Origin of the sequence: Microcystis sp. (assembly GCF_048564745.1) — a bacterium.
GTDB lineage: Bacteria > Cyanobacteriota > Cyanobacteriia > Cyanobacteriales > Microcystaceae > Microcystis > Microcystis ichthyoblabe_A.
In genome coordinates, this window is the sequence record NZ_JBLZRT010000012.1 from 111,459 (window position 1) to 131,644 (window position 20,186).

A 20,186-nucleotide genomic window follows, 5' to 3' on the forward strand; every position below is an offset into this window, starting at 1 on the left:
AGGCGGGGGGAGCTGACAACTTTTAACGCCTACCTACTTAATAACTAGAAAACTGCCTAATCAATTGCCAAACAAATGCTGAAAGCTGATAGCTGAAAAGTCTCCCTCTCCTTCTCTAGTTGCTAGGTAAAAATTACTGACGAATTTGTACCGGCATCACCAAATAGGTCATCTTTAAACCTCCCAAGGGGGTAAAAATAACCGGTTGGGTACTAGCATTTAACTGCATTTGGATATCATTATTGGGTAAAGCCTTCAAACCGTCCATCAAATATTTAACATTAAAGGCAATATCGCCACTTTCTCCCTGAATTTCCGCCGCCATGGACTCTTTGGCGCTACCTAAATCAGGAGATTCCACCGCTAGGGATAAACGGTCATTTTCGCTATCGAGACTAAACTTGACTAAATTATTCTTTTGGTCCGATAAAACCGCCACTAATTCCAAACAACGGATTAATTGTTTGCGGTCTAAAACCAAAGAACGCTCGAAGGATTTAGGAATTAACTGATTATAAGTGGGATAGGCCCCTTCTAACTTACGACTGGTTAACCTCTGTTCCCCCATTTCAAAGATGACTTGAGAATCATCCACATGCAGAGTAATAGTCTCGATATTTTGTTTTGTTGCCATCATTCTTTCCAATTCTCGCAGGGCCCGGGCCGGAATGGTGACATTAAAGCCACCAGAGGCACTTTCCACCTCCTCTAGGGGAGTTTGTACCACCGCTAAACGATGACCGTCTGTAGCGGCAAATTCTAGACAATCGACGGTTTTAGTTAAATGCACCCCCGTCAACACCTGTTTAGTTTCATCGCCACTAGCGGCAAACAATGCACCTTTTAGTCCCTCTGTCAAGGCAACTATAGGTAAATTAACAATTTCTCCATCGGCCACCGTGGGCAATTCTGGGAACTCATCGGCCTTCATGCCGCGAATTTGGAACTGTGCCGAGGCAGTTTTCAGGAAAGCGAGACTATGCTCCTCATCATTCTCGTTTTCTTCCACAGAGATAGTGATTTCCCCCTCTCCCAAACGAGAGACAATATCGTTAAGTAATTTTGCCGGCAGGGTAATCTTACCCCCTTCCACCACCTCGGCCCGAAAACTGGTGCGAATCCCTAAACTCAAATCAAAAGCAGTCAGGCTAATTTCGCCCTTTTCCTCATCGGCACAAAAGAGAACATTGCCCAACACCGGATGGGTAGGACGACTGGCAACGGCCCGACTAACTAGGGATAAATTGCTGTTGAGTTCGCTTTGACTACTGGTAAATTTCATAGCAGGAATAGTTTTTTTGTACGCTAAAAAATAATAGCAAGAATTCCCCTGTGGAAAATCTGTGGAAAACCGGAGCTTTTTTCGATCGCTCTTTCTGGTCTAAAATCTATCAATAGCAATAACTTCGCCCATTGCTAGGTTTTTCTGGCAATTCTAAAAAGATTGTGGAAAAATGGTCAAAAGTGAAATTTTCGCCCTTTCTCAGCCAATTCTATCAGCTGTTAACCCTGGGGCTATAAGTTAAGAAGAGCGAGACTTGAGCCGACCAGCATCTTTCTTAGGGAAAAAATTGCGTAAAATGTAGGCTGGTGATCTTTAAAATGGAACAAGCAGCAGGAAATTAACAAAACAAAGCTCCGGGCATTCCCCGAAACCGATAGACTCAAATAGACAAGGAGACAGGATTGGTTAGCACATCTTCGTATCAAACAACAAAATCGAAAGAAATCTTTACAGCCGCTCAAAAATTAATGCCGGGGGGTGTCAGTTCCCCCGTGCGGGCCTTTAAATCCGTCGGTGGTCAACCCATCGTTTTTGAAAGCGTCAAAGGGGCCTATATTCGCGACGTGGACGGTAACGAATACATCGACTATGTGGGAACTTGGGGGCCGGCTATCTGTGGTCATGCCCATCCCGAAGTGATTGCCGCCCTACACCAGGCCCTGGACAAAGGGACCAGTTTTGGCGCTCCCTGTGTCCAGGAAAATATTCTCGCTGAAATGGTGATTGATGCCGTTCCCAGCATTGAAATGGTGCGTTTTGTCAATTCCGGCACCGAAGCCTGTATGTCCGTCCTGCGCTTAATGCGGGCTTTTACCGGCCGGGATAAAATCATCAAATTCGAGGGCTGTTACCACGGTCATGCCGATATGTTCCTGGTTAAAGCTGGCTCTGGTGTAGCCACCCTGGGCCTACCCGACTCGCCGGGGGTTCCCAAAACCACCACTAACAACACTTTAACCGCCCCCTACAATGACCTGGAAGCGGTAAAAGCCCTCTTTGTCGAAAATCCCGACTCTATCGCCGGGGTGATTTTAGAGCCAGTGGTGGGTAATGCTGGCTTTATCGTGCCGGATGCAGGCTTTTTAGAAGGATTGCGGGAATTAACCAAGGAATACGGAGCCTTATTAATGTTTGATGAGGTAATGACCGGATTCCGCATCGCCTACGGTGGCGCTCAGGAAAAATTCGGCATTACCCCCGATTTAACCACCCTCGGCAAAGTTATCGGCGGTGGGCTGCCGGTGGGGGCCTACGGTGGTCGGGCCGATATTATGGCGATGGTGGCTCCGGCCGGCCCGATGTACCAAGCGGGAACCTTATCCGGCAACCCTTTGGCCATGACAGCAGGAATTAAAACCCTCGAGTTACTCCAGCGCCCCGGCACCTACCAATATCTCGATAAAGTGACCAAATCCTTAACTGAAGGGCTGCTGAAAGTGGCTAGAGATGCTGGTCATAGCGTTTCTGGGGGTCATATCAGTGCCATGTTCGGGATGTTTTTTACTGGCACCCCCGTGCATAATTATGAAGATGCCAAAAAGGCCGATGTGGCTAAATTTGGTCGTTTTCACCGGGGAATGTTGGAAAGAGGCGTTTATCTAGCTCCTTCCCAGTTTGAAGCCGGTTTTACTTCTTTAGCTCACACAGAGGCCGATATCGAACGGACTTTGGCCGCCGCTAAGGAGGTTTTAGCAAGTTTATAGTCAATGCTGCTTCGACCGGGAAAATTGATTGATAGGGTCCCAAGTATTGATGAGTTGACATCTCCCCGCTTGCAAAAGACGGGGATTATTATCGGTGAGATCGAGTGCGGTTTTAACCCTGCTCGATCTCGGTTACAATCTATTTTAGAAGGCCTGTTTAGTAGGTTTTCTGACTGCTATTTTTCAATTTTATTGGTGAGAGTTCCCACCACATCAATACCGAGGGTTTGATGGACACTGGCGAGGAATTGATTAACGATTTCGGGATAGACTTTGATCAGGGTAGCCAGGGATTTACCATCACCATTATCAACGATATTAACTCGCTCGAGGTGTAATCGTTTAGGAATTTTAATCGCTTCTTCCAGGATAGTTTCTAACTGTTGAATCAAGAAAATTGCTTCTGCTTCGCTGCCGGTGTTTTGCCAGACTTCCGCGAATAATTCGTTAACCAAGGCTTCAGCTTTAGCATTTTCTTCAAAAATTGCCGCTTGTCCTCTAGCGCGGAAAGTTTCGGCCTCCTGCTGCGCTTCTGCGGGTAAAACTTGATCTGCTTGGAGACGTAATCTTTCCAATTCTGCCCTGACCTGTTGAAATTTTTCTTCAACTATAGCACGTTTTTCCTTAGCGGCGGCGATAGTTATTTCTTCTTCCGATTTAGCCTGTTGTTCCAGTTTTGCCTTTAACTTTCTCAACTCGTTTTCTTGCTCTAAAATGATAATTTGATCGCGGGTTTTAGCTACGGTTGCCTGTTCCTCACATTCCGCGACTATTTGTTCAGCTTCATTGAGGGCATTTGATTCAGCAATTTCAGCATCACGCATGACTAAAGCGATTCTTTCCCGTCCGAGGGAGTTAAGATAATCCACGTCATCGGCAACATTTTGAATTTTGAGAGTATCAATTTCTAAACCGAGTTTAAACAGGTCTTTACTAACGTTACTGGTAATACTTTCGGCAAATTTTAGGCGATCTTCGTTCACTTGTTCGGGGGTCATTGTTGCGACTACACCCCGCAAGTTTCCTTCTAAAGTTTCTTTAGCTACGCGAATAATTTCTTCTCGATCTCGATCTAAAAAACGTTCGATCGCATTGCCGACTATTTCAGGTTTAGAACTAACTTTCACGTTAGCAATTGCCACTATATTCAGGGGAATATTGCCCTTAGAATAGGCATTTTTAATCTCAATTCTGATCGGGGTTGTGGTGACATCCATGCGTTTAACGGTTTCTAAAATTGGAATACGAATCGCCCGACCCCCCGATATAACTCGATAACCTGCATCTTGTCTATCTTTTGATTTGCGTTTCATCCCACTCAGGATGACTACTTCATTGGGTTTACAAATACACAAAAAAGAATTGATAAACCAAATCGCACCGATCCCCAGAAATATCAATAAAGCGATGGGAACACTATTCAATAATAAATTGCCAGCACTGTTATTGTTATTGTTGTCGTATTGATTGGGATTGATTTGGATGAGATAGGAATTATTTTGACTATTCATAGTTAGTTACCCTTTGGTCTAGAAGAAATTACAAATCGCCTCTGATATACTTTTCCGCAATGACTAAAACTTTATTATCCTGGAAATTGAGGATAAATGCTTGATCCCCGACATTAAATTGTTCTTCCCCTTCCGTTATCGCTACTATATCGATCAGACTATCCCCGACATTAACTCGCACTTTCCCCTTGCTATTTTTATCGAAGGGGATTTGAACAACTCCGATTAAACCGATGAGAGAGTGATAATCGACGATACTATTTACCTGTTGGTTGCAGCGTCTTAACTTGACTAAAATCAGGAGTAGAATGGCCAAACCAATACCTACCCCTAAAGAAATTAAAACGATTGTGAGCAGTTGAGCATTCATAGTTTAGTTATTTACCGTTATGGTTGCCCCCAATCTAATTGTTAACTAATTCGAGACTTCGGCCATTTCAATCACGCGATCAGCATTATCTTTGACCAAAAAATTTAAAGGTTTATTGCGACGAACTTTATACTTTAAGCGTCGTGATTCCACCCGCATCAGAATTTGTTCTAAACAATCGTGATCAAAACAAACGTGACGATGACGATCCTTATAACCTGCGGTTGCCCCACCAACGATGTGCAGTTGGGTATTTTTCTTTAACTGATACCATAAACCCTGGGGTTGATCTCCCAAAGAAGGGTTGGCAGTAGTCACAGCCGGATTACTAGACATATAAAATGGGTCAATCATATTATTGCCCATCGTCTGCTCATAATTGTAATAGTAATGGAGGGGGACATCGGCGGTGGGTAAATTTAAAAGTCCTTCATAAAATTGTCGGGCTGTCTCCAAATCTGTCACCATGATTGTATGAACTTTTGGGGCGCTAGTTAGAAACATCCACATGGCTAAAGCATAAGCGGCCAGGAGCATAACCATAATCCCCTGAGTGGACAGGAGAGTATCAAGGGGTAGGAAAGCGCCGAAGAAAAGATGATTTATCAACACTGATGTGATCCTATTGCCTAAGAATTTCTATCATTCCCTAATTATAATCACGACGCTGAAACTTAAGTTAAGTAGCTGGTTATAATTAAATTGAAGATAGATTTTGGGTTCGATACCCCCTTAATCCCCCCTTGATAAGGGGGGATCCGATAGTTTTTAACACCTAACTACTTAGCTACTTAACGGGGTGGGGAGTGACTAAGTTTCGTACATTTGTATTAAAATGTTCCCTACCCAGTTTGAATGCGGTACAATTTGCCTCAAATTTTCCCTATGGGATGAATAAATGATGGGATGATGACATTGCGCCCAAAAATATGAGGAATTAGCGGAGATGAAAGCGTATATTGGGAATAGAGCCGTCCCTAGAAAGTGAGCCACTGTTATGAATTCTTTTGCACTCCCCGTCTTTCTGCAATCAGGTTTAACCCTACTGGCATTTTTAGTGCTGGTTATCCTGATGGCCTAAATCTTAATCCGTCTGTGACTTCGATCGAGCAGGGGACGATCGATAGCGCAGACTAAATCTTGATAGACAGTTAACAGCTGTTCAGCGATCGCTGACCAACTGTATTGATTTAAGACTAAATCCCTGGCATTTTTCCCTCGTTGTTGGCGAATTTCAGGATTAGTGATAGCCGCTTCCAAAGTATTAGTTAAATCCTCAAGCTGACAAGCTGTCACCCATCCCGCGGCCGCTGCTGCCACCGCAGGATGCAGATCCACCCGATCCGAGATCACCACGGGAATTCCGGCGGCCATGGCTTCTGCAACCGCAATGCCAAAATTTTCATAGTAGGAAGGTAAAACAAATAAATCGGCCCTAGCGAGGAGGCTATTTTTCACTTCTCCAGTGACAAATCCGGTAATTGTCGTATTTTTGCCCAAGATTGACCGCTCGATCTGATTTTTAATCCGATTTTCGTACTCCCGGTCCTGGGGATTACCTCCTGCTAAGACAAAATGAAAATCTAGGCCTTTTTCTAACAACCTTTCTAAACTGGGCAGCAATAAATCTAGACCTTTTTTCGGATCAAGACGGGACATATAGAGAATGATCGGTTTATTTTCGGGAAGCTCAAAACCCTTTACTGGTAAAGCTTGTGGGTTAAAAAAATCTACCCCTAGGGGGATGATAATATCCTTAGTTTTTATATTAAATCTTTCGGCGATTTGACACTCCTGCTGACTGGTAAAATGAACCGCCGCCGCCGCCGCTAAATTGGGTTTTTCCAGAAAATTGGCATATATTTGTTTAAGTTGCCGTTTTTTTTGCAAATCTGCCGGATCGAGGGTGCCTAGGGGACGGAGAATATAGGGCAGTTGACGGTAACGGGCGATCGAAGCTGATATACTGCTTACCGGGGAGAATAAAGCGTGAATGTGGGCGATATCGTAATCTTTTGCCCTATTAGCCAACCAAGTAAACAGATCAAGGGAAAATTTATAGCGCCGAAAGGGAGAACAGGGAAAATAATAGATTTGATAGCCATTTTGACTAACAGGGACCCCCAAAGGCACATCTAGGGGTGCTTGTCCCGTGTCACCATTGGAATCGGTGGTGATAATAGTCACATCTTGGCCCAGTTGGGCTAAGGCTGCTGACAAACCGAGTACCATTTGACTAGGACCCCCGTAAACAAGGGAAATCGAAGGAACAATCTGAAGAATTTTCATCTTTTTGGTGCAAGGGTCAAGACTTGTTAAGATCGATCAAGCCGTTCGCTCAAATTTACCACTTCTGTGGCTCTCATTTATGGTAATCGACTTTCTGCCCTTCACTATCAATATTTCTCCGGCTTTTATTGCCGGTAGCTGTCTCTGGTCTTTAGCATTATATTTGGGGTTAGCCGGGGTGCGAAATTGGTTTATAGAAATTTTTGATCGCTGGTTTAATTTTGCCGAGCGTTTCCTCTATACTTCCCTAGAGGAGTTTGAAAAAACTCGCGTCGCCAGAGAATCCCAAAATGCTTTTTATGCCTCTATCTTTAGTATTATTCCCTTTCTCATTCTCGGCGGTTTATCCGATTGGTTAATCGAGATTAGTTTAGGAAAAAGTTGGCCGATTAGTGTCGGTATTCTCGCTTGTGTTGCCTCCGGTGTTTATGAATTAGGACGGCAGGACGGCAGCGGTGATCAGTAAATTAAGCTGTTAACCATCTCAATTATTACTTGGGACTGCACGGGAGTGGCAAGTTAGTAGATTTTAACCCCTGACTAGCGCTCAATCTTTTGCTTCCAGACGATTTTTATGTTTATTAAGAGTCTTTTGTAGTAAACTCAAAACCTCATTGGCAATCTCAATAACTTCATGGGTGCCAAAACCGGCCTGAGTTAATTCTTTAAAAAAAGCCTTAGCGACAATTTTGGCTAATTTCGGGGGATAAGGATGGACAGCGATCGAATGTTCGGACTGAATTTCTGCTATTTCTCTAGTCACTGCCATGGCCACAAAACGAGATTTTAACATCCCTTGCAAATGAAAAATTTGCAGGGATTGGGCAGCCTGTTGAGCGAATAACTGCAAGATTTCTAAATCTAATAGTTCAAAATGTTTTTTGTCTAGGGGAAAACTGAGATTAATTACTCCGATTACCTGCTGATTGAGGATAATCGGTACGGCTATAAAACTATTATTATTTGATTTTTTGGAATAAGGGGCTGCACTGGCAAATGGCGATCGAGTGATATCCTTAATTAGTAAAGGTTTCCCCGTCGCCGCTACAGTGCCGGCAATAAGTTGATCAAGTTTAATTATTTCTTGATCAGCTAAAGGTGATAGCTCATCATCATGGGCAAAAACTTCTAGATAATCGGTAATTTCCCCTTTTAATTCCTGTGGAGAGCTTAACATAATTGAACAGTGCCGCGCTTGCAATTGATGAGCGCTCATACTAGCTATTTTCCGAAAAATATCTTCGAGATTTTCCTCGACATTCAAGACAAGAGCCAGGGCTGTTATTTTGGGGTTAAAATTATCCATCTATTCAATCACTTATTTAGTCTGGGTTTAGACTTTCAGGGTGAGGGTAACATTCCCCATCTCCCTGTTTATCTGAGTCTATAGCGTGCCATCGCATCTGATCGAGGGGCTTTTTTACTCACTAACTGCTCTATTGTAGATGTAGCCAAAACTTCTGTCTGTCTCTTGTTTTTTGTCTTCCCTCTAGCTACTCTGAGATCTAGTGGGTCAGACCAGTTTAACCTGACTGGAGTGAAAAATGGTGCGTTTTCTCTGGGCAATTTTGGCCGGTGTGGGGATGGGGTTAACAGTAGCGCCAGTTTCTTGGTGGTTACTCGCTTGGATTTCTCTCGTCCCCCTGTGGATGGTTGTGAGATTAGGGGAAAAATCCCTAAAAAAACAGCTTTTATACGGTTTTGGCTGGGGTTTTGCCTACCATGGCCTCGCTTTATTCTGGATCACGGGAATTCACCCGATGACGTGGATGGGTGTCCCCTGGTTAGCGAGTTTGTCAATTGCTCTGTTTTGTTGGCTGTTTATTACTTTTTGGGGAACGGCGATCGTGCTAACTTGGACGTTAGTTATGTTTTATGTCAACAAAAGTGTTAATCAGTCATCTTTTAGGGATGCTCTCCTGCGGGTTTTCATCGGTACTGCCCTCTGGTGTGGGTTAGAATCTCTCTGGAGTCAATCCCCTCTCTGGTGGACTACCCTTGCTTATAGTCAAAGTCCCCATAATTTATTGATTCTGCAATTGGGAAAATTATCGGGTTTTACGACGATAACGGCGGCAATTGTGGCAGTTAACGGTTTAATCGCCGAAAGCTTGCTCCTAATCCGTCAATCGCGGCAAAATCTCGCTTTTCTCTCTTTACCCCTCCTCATTTGTTTGAGCCTGCATCTCTGGGGATGGAACACATACCATAAACCGATCGAAAAGTCAAGGGATTTAGGGATAAAAATTGGCGTAATTCAGGGCAATATTCCCAACACAATTAAACTTTCGCCCCTAGGATTTCAAAAGGCGATCGAAGGTTACACCTCTGGTTATCAAATTCTCGCCGATCAAGGAGTAGATGCCGTCTTAACTCCTGAAACCGCCTTACCCTACTATTGGGAGAACTTAGTCAATAATAGCTCGATTTATTCGGCAATTTTAGCCAAAAAAACGCCGATCTGGTTGGGTGCATTTGGCAAGGTGGACAAGGGTTATAATAATAGTCTCTTGACCATTGATGGCGAGGGACAGGTGATTAGTCGGTATGATAAAGTAATTCTCGTGCCTTTAGGCGAATACGTTCCTTTTCAGGAAATTTTGGGCGGAATTGTTGATCGCCTTTCTCCCTTGCAAGCGCATTTAATCCAGGGAAATCCTGATCAAATTATTGACAGTCCTTTCGGTAAAATCATTGTGGGCATTTGTTACGAGTCGGCTTTTTCCGAACATTTTCGCCGTCAAACTGCTAGGGGAGGCGAATTTATTATTACTGCTTCTAATAACGCCCATTATAGCCACGCCATGCCCGCTCAACACCATGCTCAGGATACCATGCGAGCGATCGAAACCGATCGATGGATGGCCCGGGCCACCAATACGGGTTATTCTGCTTTTGTCGATCCCCACGGTAATCACCTTTGGCTATCGGATCTGGATAAATATCAAATCCATAGCGAAACAATTTATCGACGGGATACGAGAACTTTATATGTGCGCTGGGGAGATTGGTTAACTAAAGTTTTAATCATGACTGCCGGACTAGCTTGGCTCTGGAGAGCTTGGGATTAAGGTGACAATGCTATACTTTTTCGTGAATAAACTGTATAAATAACCTAAGTTTTTAATGCAATGAAAGAGCAATTTGTCAAGTGGTTGAATAGAATCTTAATATTTGATGTGTTTTTAGTGATAGCGGGTTTTCTCTGGTTTGCCGTGGCTGTTATCGGTGAATCCACGGGAATTCCCCTAGGATTTAAACTTTTTCAGCGTCTTTGGCTGCCCTTATTCAATCCTGCTATTAGTATTTTAATTGCGGGGGCGATTTTAAGCTGGGCAATTAATAAAATTCAAGAACGTTTGTCCCCTAAATAGGGTTTGCTTAATTCAGTTATCAGTTATCAGTTATCAGTTATCAGTTCACTTCCCCACTTCATAATTCATAATTCATAATTCCCGCTCTCCTATAGCTTTTAAAGTCGTCTTTGCCAAGCAACAACTAATTTAATTTCCTCATAACTATAATTATCTCCCAGATTTTCTTTGAGAGTTTTCAGGGATTGAACGCCAACTTTTTTAATCGCTAAACGAATATATTCCTGTTTATTCTTAGAAACTAACTGATTAATATCAATTTCGTAACCAGCTTCCAGCAATTTAGCTAAATGTTCATAGATGGTTGAGACTTTTAAGCTTCTTTTGCGAGCGATTTCTTCCACATTCAAACCATCTTGATAGTATTGGAGAGTGAGGAATTGAGTAGAGGGAAGACTATCCTGACAAAAATCATTAATTGCCGCTATAAATATATCCCCATACTGTTGAACTTTGCTTTGTACTACTCCAGAAATTTGACGAAACTGCTCTAAACTCCGGGGTTTTGATTGGGCCATCAAACGCAGACTAGAATCATGGAAAATAACGTAGGGAGGAACCCCTTGACTATCAGCAATTTTCTTCCGCAGTTGCCGCAAGCGCTCGAATAATAAATCACTTTCCACCATATTGGGATTGTCGTCTCCCAAGATTTGACCGTTAGCTTTTTGGGGGACGGCAATAAACACGGAACGTTCTTTCCGCATCACTTCCCAACTGTGTTGATTAAGTTTCAAGATTCTAAAATCGTCTTCAGTTTCTACTAATATATTTTGCTGGACAAGGGAACGACTTAAACGTTTCCACTCCCCGAGAGTTTTATCCTTACCGATGCCATAAGTGGATAATAAATGATGTTGATATTGGGTGATTCTTTCACCTTTTCCTCCCCTGAGTACGTTGATTATGTGCATCATACCGAATTTTTGTCCCGTCCGCGCTACACAGGATAAAAATTTTTGTGCCTCGATTGTCCAATCCTCAGAATTGTTCCCATTCCGACAGTTATCACAGTTACCACAGTTACCCGCAAAACTTTCTCCAAAGTAGCCTAGTACACTCGATCTTCTGCATTCAGTCCCTTCGGCATAATCTAACACCTGTCGCAATTGTTGACGAGCTTTCTGTTGTTCATTTTGCTCGGTTTTTTGGTTAATAAAATACTCAATTTTTCTGGCATCGGCAAAGCTAAAAAAGAGGGTACATTTAGCCGGTTCTCCGTCCCTACCCGCACGGCCCGATTCTTGATAATATCCCTCTAAATTGCGGGGTAAATCGTAATGAATGACAAAGCGTACATCCGGTTTATTAATCCCCATACCAAAGGCAATTGTCGCCACCATAATCTGCACATCATCCCGAATAAAACGGGTTTGATTTTCGCTTCTTTCCTGATCGTTCATACCGGCGTGATAGGGTAGGGCATTAATACCATCTTTTTGTAACTGTTCGGCAACTTGATCGACGGTTTTGCGACTGATACAGTAAACAATTCCTGATCCTTTTTGTCCTTTAATATATTGATACAATTGCTGATAAGATTTACTGGTTTTAGGTTGAACTTCATAATAAAGATTAGGACGATTAAAACTAGCAATATGAATGGAAGTATCTCGCAATCCTAATTGTTGGATAATATCTTCCCTCACCTGTTGGGTAGCGGTGGCAGTTAAAGCGAGAATTGGCACAGAGGGAAAGCGTTGACGAACTTGTTTAATTTGTCGATATTCAGGGCGAAAATCATGACCCCAATCGGAGACACAGTGAGCTTCATCCACAGCTAAACAGGCTAAACCGAGGTAATTATCAATAACAGCTAAAAAATCTAAAAAACTAGGCGATAATAATCTTTCTGGGGCGACATATAACAGTTTAATTTTTCCTTGCAGAATTAAAGATTCTCTTTCTCTGACTTGTTTAGCGTTTAAAGTGCTATTGAGAAATGTTGCCCCGATGCCATTATCAGCTAAAGCAGTTACTTGATCCTGCATTAAAGCAATTAGGGGAGAAACCACCACCGTCACCCCTTTTTTGATTAAAGCAGGTAGCTGAAAACAGAGAGATTTACCGCCTCCAGTGGGCATAATTACTAATAAATCCTGATTATTTAAAGCAGCCTCAATTATTTGGCGTTGATTCGGTCTAAATTGATCGTAGCCAAAGTAATATTTTAAGGCTTTTTCTAAAGAGTCAATTGCAGCCATTGAGCAAGGGGAAAAATATTTTTATAGTAGTTATTTTATGGTTAGGGATTTAAGTGATCAGTGATCGGTAATCGGTAAAAAGAAAGCCAGTAGCCAAAACAACTAACCTTAAGATTGTCTCACCTGATCGGGAACACCAACAAAGGAGAGATTGGCTAATTTTTTCAGATTTTGACAGCGCAATAACTCGTTAAAATTGAGACTTGATCGCCCCTCAATTTCAGCTATAGTCTCAATAGCCGATAATAAACTTTTAGCAGCCTCGGTTTCCGTGTAACCGCGTCTAACGGCCACTTTTAGGGCGGCTTCATCCGCGTCTAATTCCCGTTGGGGGCTGCGTTTTTCCCGCCAAATCCGGTTAATTGCCAAGGCAGTTAAACCCCCCGCCACTGCCATACCCACGGCATCGGTTTGTAGGGTTTCCACGGTTAAACCGATGATACCAGCCAGAGCAATTACTCGATCGAGATCGGGTTTAAACCATTTTACTGCCGTTAAAACACAGACGGCCCTTAACAAGACTAAATCCCGTTGGGATCTTGATAATTGCCGCCAGAGGTCAAAATTAATTGGAATCGGTCTGACTCCTCTTTGCCAGGGTAGGGGAAAATTAGTTTCGATTACCTTGCTGCTTTCGGGTTTGCTGACAATGCGCGTCATCATCCGTCCCGAAGCAGGCATGAGGTCTAGTAAATGACTAATCTCGTTGTCTTGGTTCATCGATCGCCGGCCAATAGTCTTCAATCATTGAGTATAATCGCTTTCTGAGTTAATATCTCCATTCAGACAATAAAAACTAGAACAGCTAGAGATGGGGGCTAACCCATCCCCAAACTAGACCATTATGCTATTCTTTTTTATACATCACCTCCACCTCGGTATGTACGTTACCCCTGGGATGAAAATCCCCCTTAACTTTCATCTGCAAGGGTTCGCAAGCGGCCACCAAATCATCTAAAATTTGGTTAATTGCTTCTTCGTGGGAAATATAACGATCGCGATAACTATTAATATAAAGTTTAATCGCCTTTAATTCCATCACCTTTTGATCGGGAACGTAGCTAAGATAAATAGTGGCAAAATCGGGATAACCGGAAAAGGGACACTTACAGGTATATTCCGGCAGAGTAATATGAATATCGTAATTTCTGCCAGGGCGTGGATTGGGAAAAGTAATTAATGTTCCTTCGGCAATTTCTCTTTCCCCGTACTTAACTTCAATTTTTTCGGAAGACTGAACCATGTTTTTTTCCTAACTAGACAATGTTTCCTATCATAGCTGGAATTTTCTCTCAAGAGGCGTTGCCGAATCAAGAGATGAATAGTAACTCGTGCATCCTCTTGACAAATTAGCTTAGTACTAGGTTGAAAGAATGCCGAGAAGACAGTTGAGACTGAAAATCAGCCAAACCCAACTTTTCAGGTAAAAAATGATCTATGATTAACCCTAAAGATACTGTAAAACTGGTTTCATGCTCTCCGAGATTAAAAACATAGCCGAGAGTCTCGCACCCCGATTAGTGGAGATTCGCCGCCACATTCATGCGAATCCAGAGTTAAGCGGGCAAGAATATCAAACTGCCGCCTATATTGCCGGGGTTTTGTCTTCCTGTGGTCTATCGGTGCAGGAAGCGGTGGGAAAAACGGGAGTTAAGGGAGAATTGGCAGGAAAAGGCAGTGATCGAAGGATTTTAGCCATCCGGGCCGATATGGATGCCCTACCAATCCAAGAAAGAACCGATTTAGACTTTGCTTCCCGCAAACCGGGGATTATGCACGCCTGCGGTCACGATGTTCATGCTACCGTCGGTTTAGGGGTGGCGATGGTGCTTTCCCGTCTCTCGGAACCTTTGGGGGGAAAAATACGCTTTCTCTTTCAACCAGCAGAGGAAATCGCCCAGGGGGCCAGTTGGATGATCCAGGAAGGGGTGATGCGGGATGTCAGCGCCGTTTTCGGGCTGCACGTTTTCCCCTCGATTCCGGCCCGATCAATCGGGGTTCGTTACGGGGCCTTAACTGCGGCTGCCGACGATCTGGAGATTTTTATTCAAGGGGAATCCGGCCACGGGGCCCGGCCCCACGAGGCGATCGATGCTATCTGGATCGCCTCGCAAGTAATCACCACTTTGCAACAGGCAATTAGTCGGACTCAAAACCCTTTGCGTCCCATTGTCCTCACCATCGGGCAGATTAGCGGTGGTCGCGCCCCCAACGTCATCGCCGATCAGGTACGCATGGCGGGAACAGTGCGATCGCTGCACCCAGAAACCCACGCCCATCTCCCGGAATGGATCGAGAGTTTGGTCACGAATGTCTGTAGCACCTATAACGCAAAATGTCAAGTAAAATATCGCCGGGGTGTGCCATCGGTGCAAAATGACCAATTTTTAACCCGTTTGGTGGAAGAAGCTGGTTTAGAAGCTTGGGGACAGGATCGGGTTTTAATTCTCTCGGAACCCTCCATGGGGGCCGAGGATTTTTCCCTTTATTTGCAACAGGCCCCGGGGACAATGTTCCGTCTGGGAGTGGGTTCTCCTCACCTCCTCAATCCCCCCCTTCACCATCCGGAATTTTTAGTGGATGAGTCGGCAATTCTGACGGGAGTGATTACTTTAGCCTACGCGGCCTATAAATATTGGCAAAGGGAAGATTAAACCGGTTTTTCAAGATAATTTTATGGAAATTTGGGAAGATTTAGCTATTATAGCTTGGACAGAATTGCTGCTGGATAGTTATGAACAGTTAATCGGGCGATCGCTTTTACCCTGGATCGGTACTGGCAAAGAACAGAGTAAAATGCTCTTTTATGCCCCTTTTGTGCTAGTTTCCCACGGTACACAAACTAATCCGATCTTCAATTATGGTAATCGCTGCGCCCTCGATCTCTGGGGTTTAACTTGGCAAGAATTATTAGCAACTCCTTCGCGAGCAACGGTAGAGGGAGAGGAACCCGCCCAAGAACGCCAAAAAATGCTGGATTTAGTCAAAAAACAGGGCTATATCAACGATTATCACGGGGTAAGGATCACGAAAAACGGTCAACTATTTCGCATTGAAAAAGCGATCGTTTGGAATATCATCGATCGTGATGGCATTTACTGCGGACAGGCTGCCACTTTTGCCGACTGGATTTTTCTCTGATTTAAGCTGTACTGCCTTTAAACTCCGTCCCCACTTCCCCACTTCCCCACTTCCCCACTTCCCCACTTCCCTCTCCCCGCTTCCCTCTCCCCACACCCCACACCCCACACCCCACACCCCCACTGTATCGCCCCAATATGACCAACTCAGACCGAATTATTGTTCCTCTCGATGTGCCGGATTTAGAATCAGCGATCGCACTGCTTGATCTGTTGCCGGAAGTCAGTTTTTGGAAAGTGGGACTAGAATTATTTGTCAGTAGCGGTGCAGAAATTCTAGCAATTCTGCAAGAAAGACAAAAAAAGATCTTTCTCGATCTCAAATTTCATGATATTCCCAATACGGTCGCCGGGGCCTGTCGTTCCGCCAGTCGCTATCGAGTGGATTTACTCACCCTGCACGCAACAGCCGGACGGCAAGCATTGACGGCGGCTAAGGAGGCAATCTCTGACCTGCTATCGCCGCCAAAACTTCTCGCTATCACCGTTTTAACCAGCCTTAACGCCCGCGAATTAGCCCTCGACCTCAAAATTCCCCTAGAGCTATCGGAATATGCCTTAAATCTGGCATTATTGGGCAAAGAATCGGGAATTGATGGGGCGGTTTGTTCTCCCCAAGAAGTGGCGCAATTGCGTCGCGTCTGTGGAGAGGATTTTCTCTTAGTTTGCCCCGGAGTTCGTCCCTCCTGGTCAATCAAAGGGGATCAAAGTCGGGTGATGACTCCGGCCCAAGCGCTTAAAGCTGGGGCTGATTATCTAGTAATTGGACGACCGATCACCGGTGCCGAGGAGCCAAAGGTAGCATGGACAAAAATTTGTCAAGAATTAGCCGATATTTAGGGGTATTACTGGTTATTTTCGGGATTAACTCGCCAGCTGTTAGTCGTCCTCTTTCTAGCTGTCCAGAGGATTTAAATCTTTTAGTTGATCGCCTCTTGTCAGATTTACCCAGTTATGCTAATCGAGTTATTACCCGCTCCCAAATCGATCAAGAATTATCTACACCGGTTTTTGTGATTATTGCCGGTCGTCCCGAATTTGCACCCCTACCTTTAAGTGCTAGTCAATATTCCGGTCAAATTGCCGATGACACTCAACAGGTTTTTTTTACGACTTTAGAGCGTCAGTATAGCAAAAATCGCTCTGTCAGCCTCCAGAATTATCACTGGTTATTCTTAACTAAAACTGGGGAAGGATGGCGATTAGTGACGGTTTACAGTCAATTAGCTTCCCTGGAACCCGCTCAAGTCCCCTTACCTCCCCTAGAAACCAGTCAAGGCACCATCGGCCAAGCGGTGCGTCTCTGGCTGCGGGACTGCGAAGCGGGTGCATTGCGCTAAATTCGCTCGGCCAAAACAAAGCGATCAAAACCTGCTAGGTCGTTAATAATCTGAATTTGTCGATAATTGCCCTGATTTTCCAGCATTTGCGCTACTTTTTCCCCTTGACCGGCTCTCATTTCCACTAGCCAAAGGCCTCCCGATCGCAGATAATCGGGAGCAGTGGCCACTAGATAGCGCAGCGCGGTCAATCCGTCTTCACCTCCATCCAGGGCCAAACGGGGTTCATGTTCCCGCACTTCAATTTGTAAGTCGAGGATTTCTGCACTGGGAATATAGGGAGGATTGGACACCATACCGCTAATCTGTCCTTTCCATTTCTCTAGGGGTGTCCACCAAGAACCCTGTTTTAAGATAATTCTGTCGGCAAAACCCGTCTTGATGATATTTTCTTTGGCGATCGCTAAAGCCGTTTGACTGTAATCAATAGCATATATCTCTGCTTTTGTCAAGATACTGGCTAAACCAATAGCGATCGCACCGCTACCGGTTCCCATATCTACCCAGATTCCCCCGTCGTCTCCTCTGACGGTTTCTCCAACAATATCGATTAATAACTCGGTTTCGGGACGAGGAATTAAGACCGCCGGGGAGACTTTTAGGGTAAAATTACGCCAGACCACCGATTCGAGCAAATACTGCAAGGGAACCCTTGATTGCAGGCGTTTTTGCCAGCGTTTAGTAATTTCCGACCAAGAATAACTCAAGGGGATTTTTTCTCGTTCCCGAAAGGATTGTAAGCGCAGGGAAAGATAATCTAAATCTGTCACTGCTTGCAGAAAGATATCCACTTCCTTCGGAGATAGTTGCGCTTGCTCTAAATCAGCGATCGCCTGTTGGCGCCATTGACTTAATTCTTGACCGGAAATACTAGCAGACACAAGGCTTAACGATTGGGGGCGGGGGGATTATTGGTATTATTATTAGGGCGTGGCTGATTTGCCGGCGCTTGGTTGGGAGCATTTTGGTTGCTATTTGCTCGGATAAAATCAATCGTTTCTTGGCTAGGATAGAGGAGAATTTTAGTTAAAGCTTCATCGTTACTTTGTTGTAGGGTGGCGATGACACTTTCTAAGGGAATAACATCAATTTTCACCGTGGCTGCTTCGGCGGGATTAGCTTTTTTATATTGTTCTACCATTTGCAAAGCGGCGGCTTTTTCAAAGAAGAAAGGAATAAAATCCTGATTATTGCGACTGATTACCAGAAAATTACTCTCTTTTCCCGCTTTCGGCACAAATAAAGGTACACCACCTTGATACTGTTGACCTCTTTCACTGAGCAGTTTTTTCGCCGATTCTACTTCCGACTCTTTGGGAACAAAATCGATAATTAAACGATTTTGTTCGGTTTGACTGGCTTGCATTTTATAGACTTGTGCCAAAGAAACAGCCTGAACTTTAACTTTGCTGGCCACTTCAGGATTCTCTTTTTTCAGTCGTTCAAAAAAGTTTTGTGCGTCCTGCTTACTAATAAAAACCCCCGTGAATTTCTGTTCTTTTTCTCCCACGGCAATTAAGGGGACTCCTTGATCATCGGCAATAGCGAAGACAGGTACAGACTGCAAGGTTTTGACGATTTGTTCTTCCGGTAAAGCGAGTGCTTTAGAATAGCTGCCCAGCAGCGAAGTCAACATTGTCGTTCCCACTAAACTAAGAGTTGCCGTCCAACGAATGAGAGATTTCATCAAAATAATTACCTCGTTATTACTATTAACCAATATTTGCCGTTAATCTGAACTATATCGTCTGCTTAACTCCTCCGATTAGGAGTTTTCTGATGAATAACCAGCCCCAAAAGTTCCCTTTATTGGCTTGCTTCTGAACTATCATAGCTAAAAAGATCCATACTTGGTGAGATGAGGTGGCAGCAGCAGACCAGAAACAGGGGCAATTTATGGGCTGATCTAGGGAATAATAGGGATTAATTAGATTTTTTAAGCTAAATTATCCGAAAAAATCCCTTTAGCTCTGGTTTAAGCTGGCTTTTACCCTAATAAGCACCAACTTAAGATCAAAAGGCATCCTCTTGATCTTGGCACTGCTAATGACTTTCCGAGAGATGGTGCGGATGGGCGATCGCTAACCGCAGCCATTGATAGGAAACTAGATTTAAAATCAGTCCGATGATCAATAAAATTGCCATGAGAGCGATTTGATACCAAGCGATCGGTCTGACCAGAAGATCAGCGATGAGATGGGCTAAATTTAAGATAGAATAGAGAATTGTTAGCCAGAAATGGGTTTTTCTCAAGGAGCGACTTTCGCTAAAATTGACCCCGATAATCGCTAACATTGGCAACAAAAAAAAGAGCAACATTCCCCAGAAAATCGGATCGAGATTGCTAGTTTGATGACTCTCGACGATCGATTGACCATGGAAGAGCGGCATTAAACCCAGTTGGGTGTGAAATAGGGTTCCCAAGAGGAATGTTGTCCAGAGAGCGGCAATTTTTTCGGGATATTTCGCTGTTTTCACGGTAATTATCCTCGGAATTAGTTAAATAAAAGCTCGGGCTAGGTGAGAAAGTATTCTTAAATTTTTCCTAATCACTACATTCCAGAAAAAGTTGCTGTATTTAAAAGGTCAATTTAAGTCTGAATGGCATCACTATCTGATCCATCGAAGTCTCACTCCGAAGTCTCACGGCCGAAGCCTGACTCCTCACCTAACGGAAGATTTTTGATTTTTGCAAGAGGTCTAATGTTCATTTGACTTAGACTAATAGGCAACCATGTATATTATATCCCATGCCGCAATTTCTCTATATTTAATAAATCTTGACATTCCTCTCACCAACTAGCGATTCAGATTTTGGAGTTTTTGGGGACTTCCAGGGTTTTGATCTCTCGAATGATAGGAGCGAGTGCTGCTAAATCAGCGACTGCTTAGAGTGTAATAACGAATCGGCTTTTAATAGTTTGATAACTCCCAATCTAACTTTAACTTCCCACTATCCTATAACTTATT

The 20,186-nt window shown here is 43.8% G+C and carries 20 protein-coding genes; 8 read left to right on the forward strand and 12 right to left on the reverse strand.

The genetic code is table 11. The annotated features are described in order from the left end of the window. Nucleotides 1–133: 133 nt before the first annotated feature. Nucleotides 134–1,282 carry a DNA polymerase III subunit beta gene (gene dnaN, locus ACOCD9_RS01890; RefSeq protein ID WP_002739977.1) on the reverse strand — a complete coding sequence of 383 codons (1,149 nt, stop codon included), beginning with the start codon at nt 1,280–1,282 and terminating at the stop codon, nt 134–136. A 404-nt stretch (nt 1,283–1,686) separates the two neighbouring features. On the opposite strand from dnaN, the gene hemL reads away from it, so the two are divergent. Next, the gene (hemL, locus tag ACOCD9_RS01895; protein WP_419546229.1) at nt 1,687–2,988 is read left to right on the forward strand and encodes a glutamate-1-semialdehyde 2,1-aminomutase; all 1,302 of its coding nucleotides are present in this window, start codon (nt 1,687–1,689) and stop codon (nt 2,986–2,988) included. A gap of 176 nt (nt 2,989–3,164) precedes the next feature. Here hemL and ACOCD9_RS01900 read toward each other — a convergent pair whose 3' ends face one another. From ACOCD9_RS01900 to hpsP, 4 genes are all read right to left on the reverse strand, one after another. Next, the gene (locus tag ACOCD9_RS01900; protein ID WP_419546230.1) at nt 3,165–4,499 is read right to left on the reverse strand and encodes a flotillin family protein; all 1,335 of its coding nucleotides are present in this window, start codon (nt 4,497–4,499) and stop codon (nt 3,165–3,167) included. A 28-nt stretch (nt 4,500–4,527) separates the two neighbouring features. After that, nucleotides 4,528–4,869, reverse strand: coding sequence for a hypothetical protein (locus ACOCD9_RS01905; protein ID WP_002757816.1), 342 nt, complete (start codon nt 4,867–4,869; stop codon nt 4,528–4,530). A gap of 45 nt (nt 4,870–4,914) precedes the next feature. Beyond that, a complete protein-coding gene (locus tag ACOCD9_RS01910) occupies nt 4,915–5,481 on the reverse strand; it encodes a glyoxalase-like domain protein (protein WP_016517333.1) in 567 nt (188 codons plus the stop codon). A gap of 465 nt (nt 5,482–5,946) precedes the next feature. After that, nucleotides 5,947–7,158, reverse strand: coding sequence for a hormogonium polysaccharide biosynthesis glycosyltransferase HpsP (hpsP, locus tag ACOCD9_RS01915; protein ID WP_419546231.1), 1,212 nt, complete (start codon nt 7,156–7,158; stop codon nt 5,947–5,949). A gap of 79 nt (nt 7,159–7,237) precedes the next feature. Here hpsP and ACOCD9_RS01920 point away from each other — a divergent pair, with 79 nt between their 5' ends. After that, the gene (locus tag ACOCD9_RS01920) at nt 7,238–7,624 is read left to right on the forward strand and encodes a hypothetical protein (RefSeq protein WP_287700383.1); all 387 of its coding nucleotides are present in this window, start codon (nt 7,238–7,240) and stop codon (nt 7,622–7,624) included. An 81-nt stretch (nt 7,625–7,705) separates the two neighbouring features. On the opposite strand, the gene ACOCD9_RS01925 is transcribed toward ACOCD9_RS01920, so the two are convergent. After that, nucleotides 7,706–8,464 (reverse strand): GAF domain-containing protein, encoded by a 759-nt coding sequence (locus ACOCD9_RS01925; protein ID WP_287700385.1) that lies wholly within the window; start codon nt 8,462–8,464, stop codon nt 7,706–7,708. A gap of 238 nt (nt 8,465–8,702) precedes the next feature. On the opposite strand from ACOCD9_RS01925, the gene lnt reads away from it, so the two are divergent. Further along, complete coding sequence (lnt, locus tag ACOCD9_RS01930) at nt 8,703–10,229, forward strand: apolipoprotein N-acyltransferase (protein WP_419546232.1); 1,527 nt, start codon at nt 8,703–8,705, stop codon at nt 10,227–10,229. 60 nt (nt 10,230–10,289) lie between these two features. Next, entirely contained in the window at nt 10,290–10,532 is a 243-nt protein-coding gene (locus tag ACOCD9_RS01935) for a hypothetical protein (protein ID WP_002740130.1), read from the forward strand. Between the two features lie 98 nt (nt 10,533–10,630). On the opposite strand, the gene recQ is transcribed toward ACOCD9_RS01935, so the two are convergent. From recQ to queF, 3 genes are all read right to left on the reverse strand, one after another. Continuing rightward, nucleotides 10,631–12,736, reverse strand: coding sequence for a DNA helicase RecQ (gene recQ / locus ACOCD9_RS01940; protein ID WP_419546233.1), 2,106 nt, complete (start codon nt 12,734–12,736; stop codon nt 10,631–10,633). 108 nt (nt 12,737–12,844) lie between these two features. Further along, on the reverse strand, nt 12,845–13,456 hold the full coding sequence (locus ACOCD9_RS01945) for a DUF3318 domain-containing protein (protein ID WP_104397241.1): 612 nt from the start codon (nt 13,454–13,456) through the stop codon (nt 12,845–12,847). Nucleotides 13,457–13,583: 127 nt separating this feature from the next. Next, nucleotides 13,584–13,979, reverse strand: coding sequence for a preQ(1) synthase (gene queF, locus ACOCD9_RS01950; RefSeq protein ID WP_287700390.1), 396 nt, complete (start codon nt 13,977–13,979; stop codon nt 13,584–13,586). Between the two features lie 229 nt (nt 13,980–14,208). On the opposite strand from queF, the gene ACOCD9_RS01955 reads away from it, so the two are divergent. The 4 genes from ACOCD9_RS01955 to ACOCD9_RS01970 all read left to right on the forward strand — a co-directional run bounded on the left by ACOCD9_RS01955 (nt 14,209) and on the right by ACOCD9_RS01970 (nt 17,216). Then, a complete protein-coding gene (locus ACOCD9_RS01955; RefSeq protein WP_419546234.1) occupies nt 14,209–15,390 on the forward strand; it encodes a M20 family metallopeptidase in 1,182 nt (393 codons plus the stop codon). A gap of 22 nt (nt 15,391–15,412) precedes the next feature. Then, the gene (locus tag ACOCD9_RS01960) at nt 15,413–15,877 is read left to right on the forward strand and encodes an MEKHLA domain-containing protein (RefSeq protein WP_104397245.1); all 465 of its coding nucleotides are present in this window, start codon (nt 15,413–15,415) and stop codon (nt 15,875–15,877) included. Between the two features lie 137 nt (nt 15,878–16,014). Continuing rightward, complete coding sequence (gene pyrF, locus ACOCD9_RS01965; RefSeq protein ID WP_419546235.1) at nt 16,015–16,716, forward strand: orotidine-5'-phosphate decarboxylase; 702 nt, start codon at nt 16,015–16,017, stop codon at nt 16,714–16,716. Next, on the forward strand, nt 16,680–17,216 hold the full coding sequence (locus ACOCD9_RS01970) for a hypothetical protein (protein WP_419546236.1): 537 nt from the start codon (nt 16,680–16,682) through the stop codon (nt 17,214–17,216). Before pyrF ends, ACOCD9_RS01970 begins: the two co-directional genes overlap by 37 nt. Here the strand turns inward: ACOCD9_RS01970 and prmC are convergent. From prmC to ACOCD9_RS01985, 3 genes are all read right to left on the reverse strand, one after another. Beyond that, entirely contained in the window at nt 17,213–18,097 is an 885-nt protein-coding gene (gene prmC / locus ACOCD9_RS01975) for a peptide chain release factor N(5)-glutamine methyltransferase (protein WP_287700398.1), read from the reverse strand. The two genes, ACOCD9_RS01970 and prmC, sit on opposite strands and share 4 nt — an antisense overlap. 5 nt (nt 18,098–18,102) lie before the next feature. Next, on the reverse strand, nt 18,103–18,903 hold the full coding sequence (locus ACOCD9_RS01980) for a Tic22 family protein (protein ID WP_287700472.1): 801 nt from the start codon (nt 18,901–18,903) through the stop codon (nt 18,103–18,105). A 356-nt stretch (nt 18,904–19,259) separates the two neighbouring features. Next, nucleotides 19,260–19,694 carry a hypothetical protein gene (locus tag ACOCD9_RS01985; protein WP_287700400.1) on the reverse strand — a complete coding sequence of 145 codons (435 nt, stop codon included), beginning with the start codon at nt 19,692–19,694 and terminating at the stop codon, nt 19,260–19,262. Between the last annotated feature and the right edge of the window lie 492 nt (nt 19,695–20,186).